Genomic DNA, 7,892 nt, shown 5'->3' on the forward strand with positions numbered 1-7,892 from the left:
TTACGGAGTTGTGTGAGAGCTGATTTCCAAAGAGCAAAATGTCCACACCTGCGTTTATGGCGAGGGTCGTTGCCTCTTTGAGTGAGTAGTATTTGGAGATGGCGCGCATCTGCATATCGTCACTGATAATGACGCCCTTAAAGCCGAGTCTGTTTCGCAGCAGCTTGGTGTTGACTTTGTAGGAGAGTGTGGCAGGGTAGAGTGGGTCGAGATGTTTGTTAAAGATGTGCGCGGTCATTATGGCATCAATTTTATGCTTTTTTATAAGCATTTTGTAGGGTTCGAGCTCTTTTTTGCTCCATGTGTTGCTGACATCCACAAAACCCTTATGCGAATCTCCAAGTGAAGAGCCGTGACCGGGGAAGTGTTTACATACGGAAATGATATTGTGCTGCGTTTGGGTGTCGATGAGCAGCTCGGCATACTTGGCAACTTTTTTTGGACTTTTACCAAAAGAGCGCTCAAGTCCTACGATTACCTTGTTTTTTGGATTTACACTCAAATCTAACACAGGAGCGAAGTTACAGTTTATGCCATTTCGCTGCAACATTTGTGACTGCGTTTGGTAGAGTGTTTTTGCTTTTTGTAAGGGCATTTTTGCAATGCTAAACGCAGAAGGGATTGGAGTAAAGCCATATTTTGGTTTGAGACGCGCAACTTTACCGCCCTCTTGGTCGACGGCTATGAAAATAGGTTCAGGAGAGAACGCTTTGAGTGCGGCTGTGAGCTTTTGGAGCTGTTTTGGTGAGGTGATGTTTTTTTGTTTGCTTCTATCATGATAGTTGACATCAAAAAGAATGACGCCACCGAGATGATAATTTTGCATATCTTTTACTATTTGAGAGTTTTTGTCCACACTCTGCCCGTCAAAGCCGACGATGAGCATCCGTCCTATCATCTTTTTAAGTGTTGCATCATCTATGGAGTTGGCTGCGTTTAGTGTAAGAAAAAGAGTTAAAAGAAGTAAAAATATTTTCAAAGTAAATTCCTAAAAGTTTATTTGTTCATTTATAGCATCAATTGTGTTAAAAATAAGTGATTTTGTCTTCTCTTTGTTGACTTTGTGCGGCTCGAAATGGTCACTCACCACTTTAAAAATGTAGGCTTTTTTAATGGCAGGGTTATGGACAACAGCGTCATAAAATCCAAAACTCTCCATATCTACGGTGTTATATTTGTTCGTTTGTATAGCTTCATCGCAGCAGGTGAGATGCTCTGGGGCATTGCTCAGTTGGTAGCTGTTATCATTGTAAGTGAGGGAGCCAATATTGAGCAATGCACCGATGGGGTACTTTGAAGCCGCACCGCAAATGCCGATGTTGCAGTAGATGTCATCATCTGTAATGTCAAAATGGTTAATGAGTGTCTGTGTGGCAACTCTCGCGTTTGCTACGCCAAGATGTGAGATGATAAGTGTAAGTTTTTTGTTTTTAAAGATGGTAAAGTTGTCGAGTTTTTCTTTTTTGAGGTTTTTATGATAGTCAACGAAGGCTTGAGCTTCTGGTTTGAGAGCGGTTACTATGTAGAGCATAGTTTCTCTTTTTGTTTGTTTTATTAAAGGTGCCTCTCTCCAGATGGCTGCGGCACATAAGGAAGTAAGGTGTGCTGCTGTATTCCTACTCTGACACATTGTCTCACAACCCTATTGCACAGGTCTAAAGAGAAGCGGTGAAATTATAGCAAATTTAGCTTAATCATTTCTATATTTTGAAATACCGCAGGGCTGATTTGGTGTTGGTGGGTGCTCTTTTAGGTAGGTTAAGTCCTCTAAAGTCTGTGTGAGAACTTTTTTTTGCTGTAAAATTGGGAGCATTAGGTTGTCTTTTTCATTGAGTGGAATGTCCCAGTTTAGCAGTATTTTTTGTACTTCATCGTCCAAATCTTTAAGTGCATTTTCTATGTGTTTTATTGAATTGTCTATTATCATGAGTGAAGTATAGCAAAATTTTAGAAAAGTTTGGGTATAATTGCGTTTCCAAAATTTTACGAAAAGGATTATCGATGCCAAAAATGAAATCGGTAAAAGGCGCTGTAAAGCGTTTTAAAGTTAAGAAAAATGGTCAAGTTAAACGCGGAACTGCGTTTAGAAGCCATATTCTTACAAAACAAGATGCAGATACTCGTCGTGGGCAAAACACTCCAAAAGTGATTGCAAAAGTAGATGAGAAAAACATTAAGGGTATGATTAACTAATTTTAGTTTTTCATTAAAATCTCCAACTTTTAAGAGTTGGGCAAGTCCACCAAAGATGTGGCACCTTGACTATTTAAATAGCTAGGTAAAGAAAAAGGAAAGATATGCCAAGAGTTAAAACAGGTGTTGTTCGTAGAAGAAGACACAAAAAGATATTAAAATTAGCAAAAGGTTTTTATAGCGGTCGCCGTAAACACTTCAGAAAAGCAAAAGAGCAAATTGAACGCTCAATGATGTATGCGTTCCGTGATAGAAAGCAAAAAAAACGTGAATTCCGTAAACTATGGATTATCCGTATTAATGCTGCTTGTCGTTTAAATGGTATGAACTATTCAACTTTTATAAATGGTCTTAGCAAATCTGGTATCGAACTCGATCGTAAAATTCTTGCTGATATGGCAATGAATGATGCAGCTGCGTTTACTGCAGTTGTTGAAGCTTCAAAAGCTGCACTAGCAAAGTAATCTAACCCCTTTTGGGTTAGATTAATCTTCTCTTATTTATAAACTCACTAAATTTAATATATATTAAGTCTATAAGAAGTAAAATGAATATAAAATTCTATTTTGGATATTTATGGAACTCACTTTAGAACAGAAACAGACTTTTAAAAATGAAAAGATGCAGGTATTTCTTCGGATTGCACTTGTTTCTATTTTTACCTTGAACCTCTTTTATATTTATGATAAAGGTGGACATTTTGGAATATATTCATTTTTTGATGTTGTTGCCCTTCCTCTTGCTGTTATTGCTTTAAACATCTTCTATTATTTTATCTTTCTAAGATTTTTCCCATTTCTGTATCAAAACCTGAGAATAATTTTGATTATGATTTCAGATATAGTTGCAACTATTATTGCTTTTTATCTTGTAGGTGAGTTAGGTGTATACTATGCTGGTGCATTGCTTTGGTTTATCATTGGATATGGAACTCGTTATGGTCTAAAAGTTGGCTATATAACCTATATAACAGTTATTTTATCATGGATTGTCCTCTTAAAATATTCACCTTATTGGCAAGCAAATTTAGATGCTGGCATTGGTTGGTTAGTTGCGTATGTAGTGCTGCCTTTGTACTATTTTAGACTTATCTCTGAACTTCAAAAAAAGATTGCAATGCTACGAGAGGATGTGAATGAATCAACATTCCGTGCAGGACATGATAGTTTAACACAATTACCGAATCGTAATTTATTTGAAAAAATGTTGCAAGAACATCTTGAAAGATATGAACATACTAAAGAAAAATTTGCACTGTTTTTCATAGACTTAGATGGATTTAAAGAAATAAATGATGTTCATGGGCATGAAATGGGAGATATTGTTCTTATAGAGGTCGCTAAAAGAATTAGAGAAATTAATAGATTTTCAGCAAGAATGGGTGGTGATGAATTTGTGAGTATTGTGAGTTATACAGATGAAAAAGAGTTACGAGACAGAGCCGATGCTCTATTAAAAAGAATAAGTCAAAAATGTAAAAATGAAAGCATTGTCGTTTCTGCTAGTATTGGAATTGCAAAATATCCCGAGGATTCCAAGTCTGCTTATGAAATTAAAAAACATTCAGATGAAGCGATGTATAGAGCGAAGCAGCAGGGAAAAAATAAGTACTGTTTTTTTATGGAGGTATCACCTTAGATTTAAGTGATAAATTTGGTATACTCCCACAATTAAAACATAAAGAGAAAATATGCCGTATAATGATGTAACAAAAGAAAACCTAAATAAAATGGTGAAGATTTTTTATGCAAAAGTATTACAAGACGATATTGTCGGTCCTTTTTTTATTGCAAAATTAGGAGATGATTTGAAGAGTGATACATGGGCAGCGCATTTGGAACTTTTGACAAATTTTTGGGCATCAATAGCCATAGGCGATAGCGCATATAAAGGGAATCCTTTTGCTCCACATCTCAATATTGAGAACCTTTCTACTCAGGCTTTTCAAAGATGGTTAGAGTTATTTGCACAGACTTTAGATACAGTTTACAACCCCGAAATAGCTAATTTTTTCAAACAAAGAAGTAGAATTATAGCTGGGAATTTTATGCGTAATCTAGGACTCTCCTAATATTTTTTTTGTATTAACAGCATCAATCTGATCTTCTTGCAAAAACTGTTTTGCATACTTTAAATATGTGCCACTGCTAACAAAAACAGAAAATATTTCCCCATCTATATGCCCATCTTTAACCATATAGTGCATTATTTGCAGTGCTTGGGAGAGTGTTTTTGCCTTTTTATAGGGACGGTCAGAGGCACACAGCGCTTCAAAAATATCTGCAATTGCCATTACCCGTTCAGGAATACTTAACCGCTCTTTGGTTAGTTTACGCGGATAACCGCTTCCATCAAGTTTTTCATGGTGTGTTCCTGCATATTTTGCTACATTATGCAGTTTATCTGGAAAAGGAATGGCTTCAAGCATTTTTATTGTCATTATGATATGCTCGTTTATTTTGTATCGCTCTTCAGTTGTAAGTGTGCCTTTTTCTATACATAAATTGTAAATTTCGCCATAATTGTAAAGCTGTTTGGGGACATCTTCTTTAAATCTATAATGCTTATATTCTTCAAAGTTGAAATTTTCTCTTTGAATAATATGATATGCCTTGTCATCAAGCAGTTTTTCTTGAGTTGGAAGCACTCTCTTTTCCTCATAATAACGCTGCGTTTCACTCTCTCCTAAGCCTAAAGTGTTATCAAAATATCTAGTCCACTCTTCTTGTGCTATTGTTTTTATGCGTCTTTGTTTTGATTCATCCATAAATTCGCTGCCAACATTTGATGTTGCTATAAAAGCAAAATCATCATGCAACTGCTGCTGTCTGCGTTTGAGTCTATTTTTGGACTCCTCTTCTGCTTCTCCTTTTGCTAGTGCTTCTAAGTAGCTGATGTATGCATCACGATAAAGCACTTCAAAACGCATACGAATTTCATGAATACGATTGTAGATTGTTTCAAGTTTTACAGATTTATCTATTACATATTCTGGGGTTGTTACTTTGCCGCAGTCATGTAGCCAAGCACCAAGTTTAAAAGCTTTTTTTTCATCTTCATCATCAAAGTGAAAATCTTTAAAGAGTTTATCTTCTTTGTTAAGTGTTTCAAGCAACATCTGGGCAAGAACAGGGACACGCTCACAATGTCCTGCCGTGTAAGGTGATTTTGCATCAATAGCTTTGGCAATAAGCTGTACAATGGCATCAAGTAGAGATTGTAATTGCTTTTGATAGTTGTGAATGCTCTGTGACATCTCTACCTGTGATCTGCTTAACTCCTGAAACTCTTTAATATTTGTTTGCACCGCTGTTACATTTTCAAACTTTCTATTTTTGATTTTCTCATTTTCAGCTATTAGTTTTTTGATTGTTTTTGTAATAAAGTTTGTTGAAAAAAAGACAAATACTAAAGCAATAATAAGTAGAAGGAGGGCTATTAAAAGTGAATTGAACAGAATGTGTCTATATGGTGCTAGTACCTTTTTTGCATCAACTGCTAGGCCAAGTTTTGTATCTGAAAAGAGTTGTGTATAGACTCCAAAGTACTTCTTTTCTCTCTTTTGAAAAATGAAAATTTTATTTTCTTGCATAGTGAGATATTTTGAAAAAACTTTTTTGTCGTGCTGGCGCATTGAGTCTGCAAAGATGCGACCTTTGTTGGAATATAAAAATATATTAGTAGCATCATCGTTTTGTAGCTTATGTAAAAAAGTATTTATTGCCTCTAAGTGTGTGTCTACACCGAGTACATAAGCCTTTTTTTTGAGAGATAAAGAGAGGGTTATACCAAGTTTGTTACTATTTGCAAGATGATAAGGTTTACTGGAAATAAGCTTGTCCGTTTGTAAAGCCTGAATATACCAAGAGCGTTTTCTCACATCAAACGCAGTGTTCTTTCGTACTGTTTTTAGTATATGTAAATTTTTATCTAGCAAGAGAGTTTGTTTGATTTTGTTTATGACAATAATATTTTTCCACTCTTTATTTGGCAGACGCAATAACTCAAAAAATCTTCCATTTGGCTGGGCAAAGTATATAGCACCTCTCTCTGGGTGTCTTTTTAAAAAGTGCTGTAGAGTAGTTAGTATCTCTTTATTGTATGTAAATGTGATTGTCTTGTAGAGTTCTTTTTTATTTTTATAGCTGTATAAAACTGAAGAGGTTTCATCAACGATTTCTTGAATATCTTTTTTGACTGCATCTCGTGTATTGTTAATCTCGTGTGTAATGGATGTCAAGACTAACTGTTTACTGAAATAATAGTTTGAAGTAATGAGAAAAAAACTGACTAGAATTATAAGTATCGAAAAAATAACAATAATTAAACTACTAATGGAAAAAGATTTCATGAAAACACCTATGTTTTTAATGCAATTAAGCAATCATCATAAATATAAAAAATAATGATATTTGGGTTTTATTGTATCATTTATTGGTTTTTGTTTTGCTAATTAAATTAGGTAAAAATTATACTTGATTTTAGAATTGACGATTTTATTGATAGTTTTTTGGATTAATTTGCGCTTCGAAGTGGTGGATCCTCAGGGATTCGAACCCTGGGAGGTGTGACCCTCGCCGGTTTTCAAGACCGGTGCATTCGACCAACTCTGCCAAAGATCCACGATGTATTTAGTTTAACATAAAAAAGTTAAATGGAGGTGCCACCCAGATTTGAACTGGGGATAGCAGCTTTGCAGGCTGCGGCCTTACCACTTGGCGATGGCACCAGTTATTATCTTTCATGTCAATGGTGCCCGGGGCCGGACTCGAACCGGCACAGTATTGCTACCGGGGGATTTTAAGTCCCCTGCGTCTACCAATTTCGCCACCCGGGCATAATGAATGAATTCACAGTTTAACAATTTTAATAAATGGAGCGGGAAACGAGGTTCGAACTCGCGACCCCAACCTTGGCAAGGTTGTGCTCTACCACTGAGCTATTCCCGCAATTTTCTCTCACAATCTGTAAGTGAGCCGGAATTATAGCGATTTATTTTTCATTTGTAAAGGCTTTTTATCTGAAAATAGTAAAAAAATGCTATAATCGCATTTATAAAGAGTGACACTAAGCCGTCTTAGAATAAAAATTAAGGATTAAAACATGAGAAGTGACATCATCAAAAAAGGTTTCGATAAAGCTCCACACCGTTCTTTGCTTCGTGCAACAGGTCTGAAAGATGAAGATTTTGACAAGCCTTTCATTGGAATTGCAAACAGTTATATAGATATTATCCCTGGACATTTTTTCTTGCATGAATATGGAGAAATTGTAAAAGAGGCTATTCGTGAAGCGGGTGGTGTTCCATTTGTGTTTAATACCATTGGTGTTGATGATGGAATTGCTATGGGGCATGATGGTATGCTTTATTCGCTACCATCTCGTGAAATTATTGCTGATTCTATAGAAACAGTTATGAATGCGCATAAACTTGATGCTATGATTTGTATTCCAAACTGTGACAAAATTGTTCCAGGTATGATTATGGGTTCACTTCGTGTAAATGTTCCTACTATTTTTGTTTCAGGTGGACCAATGCCAGCTGGACATAGAAAAGATGGTACACCAATTGACTTATCTACTGCGTTTGAGGCAGTTGGTAAAGTGAATGATGGAACAATGAGTAAAGAAGAACTTTATGAGATTGAGTGTGAAGCATGTCCATCTGGTGGAAGTTGTTCTGGTATGTTTACTGCAAA

9 protein-coding genes, 4 tRNA genes and 1 other RNA gene are annotated in these 7,892 nt (G+C 35.9%); 5 read left to right on the top strand and 9 right to left on the bottom strand.

The features are described from left to right. The 4 genes from MVY38_RS08560 to MVY38_RS08575 form a co-directional block, all read right to left on the bottom strand. Nucleotides 1-979, bottom strand: a 979-nt coding sequence (locus tag MVY38_RS08560) for a glycoside hydrolase family 3 N-terminal domain-containing protein (protein WP_297485270.1), incomplete at its 3' end; no start/stop codon positions are given. 9 nt (nt 980-988) lie between these two features. After that, nucleotides 989-1,531 carry a hypothetical protein gene (locus MVY38_RS08565; protein ID WP_297485272.1) on the bottom strand — a complete coding sequence of 181 codons (543 nt, stop codon included), beginning with the start codon at nt 1,529-1,531 and terminating at the stop codon, nt 989-991. Nucleotides 1,532-1,564: 33 nt separating this feature from the next. Next, nucleotides 1,565-1,662: signal recognition particle sRNA small type (gene ffs / locus MVY38_RS08570), an RNA gene on the bottom strand. A gap of 28 nt (nt 1,663-1,690) precedes the next feature. Next, nucleotides 1,691-1,927 carry a hypothetical protein gene (locus MVY38_RS08575; RefSeq protein ID WP_297485274.1) on the bottom strand — a complete coding sequence of 79 codons (237 nt, stop codon included), beginning with the start codon at nt 1,925-1,927 and terminating at the stop codon, nt 1,691-1,693. Nucleotides 1,928-2,001: 74 nt separating this feature from the next. Between MVY38_RS08575 and rpmI the strand changes: the two genes are divergently transcribed. From rpmI to MVY38_RS08595, 4 genes are all read left to right on the top strand, one after another. Further along, on the top strand, nt 2,002-2,193 hold the full coding sequence (rpmI, locus tag MVY38_RS08580; protein WP_297431202.1) for a 50S ribosomal protein L35: 192 nt from the start codon (nt 2,002-2,004) through the stop codon (nt 2,191-2,193). Nucleotides 2,194-2,297: 104 nt separating this feature from the next. Continuing rightward, on the top strand, nt 2,298-2,657 hold the full coding sequence (rplT, locus tag MVY38_RS08585; protein ID WP_297431205.1) for a 50S ribosomal protein L20: 360 nt from the start codon (nt 2,298-2,300) through the stop codon (nt 2,655-2,657). 112 nt (nt 2,658-2,769) lie between these two features. Continuing rightward, nucleotides 2,770-3,831: a diguanylate cyclase gene (locus MVY38_RS08590; protein ID WP_297485277.1), complete on the top strand. Its 1,062-nt coding sequence runs from the start codon at nt 2,770-2,772 to the stop codon at nt 3,829-3,831. Between the two features lie 52 nt (nt 3,832-3,883). Then, nucleotides 3,884-4,264, top strand: a complete 381-nt coding sequence (locus tag MVY38_RS08595; RefSeq protein WP_297485279.1) for a group III truncated hemoglobin — start codon at nt 3,884-3,886, stop codon at nt 4,262-4,264. Here MVY38_RS08595 and MVY38_RS08600 read toward each other — a convergent pair. From MVY38_RS08600 to MVY38_RS08620, 5 genes are all read right to left on the bottom strand, one after another. Beyond that, nucleotides 4,250-6,433 (bottom strand): HD domain-containing phosphohydrolase, encoded by a 2,184-nt coding sequence (locus MVY38_RS08600; RefSeq protein ID WP_297485281.1) that lies wholly within the window; start codon nt 6,431-6,433, stop codon nt 4,250-4,252. The genes MVY38_RS08595 and MVY38_RS08600 overlap by 15 nt on opposite strands. A gap of 293 nt (nt 6,434-6,726) precedes the next feature. Further along, nucleotides 6,727-6,815, bottom strand: a tRNA-Ser gene (locus tag MVY38_RS08605). A 33-nt stretch (nt 6,816-6,848) separates the two neighbouring features. Continuing rightward, a tRNA-Cys gene (locus MVY38_RS08610) sits at nt 6,849-6,922 on the bottom strand. 21 nt (nt 6,923-6,943) lie between these two features. Beyond that, a tRNA-Leu gene (locus tag MVY38_RS08615) sits at nt 6,944-7,030 on the bottom strand. A 37-nt stretch (nt 7,031-7,067) separates the two neighbouring features. Then, nucleotides 7,068-7,142 (bottom strand) — tRNA-Gly (locus MVY38_RS08620). Nucleotides 7,143-7,296: 154 nt separating this feature from the next. Between MVY38_RS08620 and MVY38_RS08625 the strand changes: the two genes are divergently transcribed. Next, nucleotides 7,297-7,892 (top strand): dihydroxy-acid dehydratase (locus MVY38_RS08625; RefSeq protein WP_297485283.1); only part of this gene is annotated, 596 nt, incomplete at its 3' end.

This window comes from Sulfurimonas sp. (assembly GCF_027056685.1).
Lineage (GTDB): Bacteria > Campylobacterota > Campylobacteria > Campylobacterales > Sulfurimonadaceae > Sulfurimonas.

What these genes read in the sequence shown, in the direction of transcription:
- MVY38_RS08565 (WP_297485272.1), bottom strand. Translation starts at nt 1,531, where the DNA reads ATGCTCTACATAGTAACCGCTCTCAAACCAGAAGCTCAAGCCTTCGTT.
- MVY38_RS08575 (WP_297485274.1), bottom strand. Translation starts at nt 1,927, where the DNA reads ATGATAATAGACAATTCAATAAAACACATAGAAAATGCACTTAAAGAT.
- rpmI (WP_297431202.1), top strand. Translation starts at nt 2,002, where the DNA reads ATGCCAAAAATGAAATCGGTAAAAGGCGCTGTAAAGCGTTTTAAAGTT.
- rplT (WP_297431205.1), top strand. Translation starts at nt 2,298, where the DNA reads ATGCCAAGAGTTAAAACAGGTGTTGTTCGTAGAAGAAGACACAAAAAG.
- MVY38_RS08590 (WP_297485277.1), top strand. Translation starts at nt 2,770, where the DNA reads ATGGAACTCACTTTAGAACAGAAACAGACTTTTAAAAATGAAAAGATG.
- MVY38_RS08595 (WP_297485279.1), top strand. Translation starts at nt 3,884, where the DNA reads ATGCCGTATAATGATGTAACAAAAGAAAACCTAAATAAAATGGTGAAG.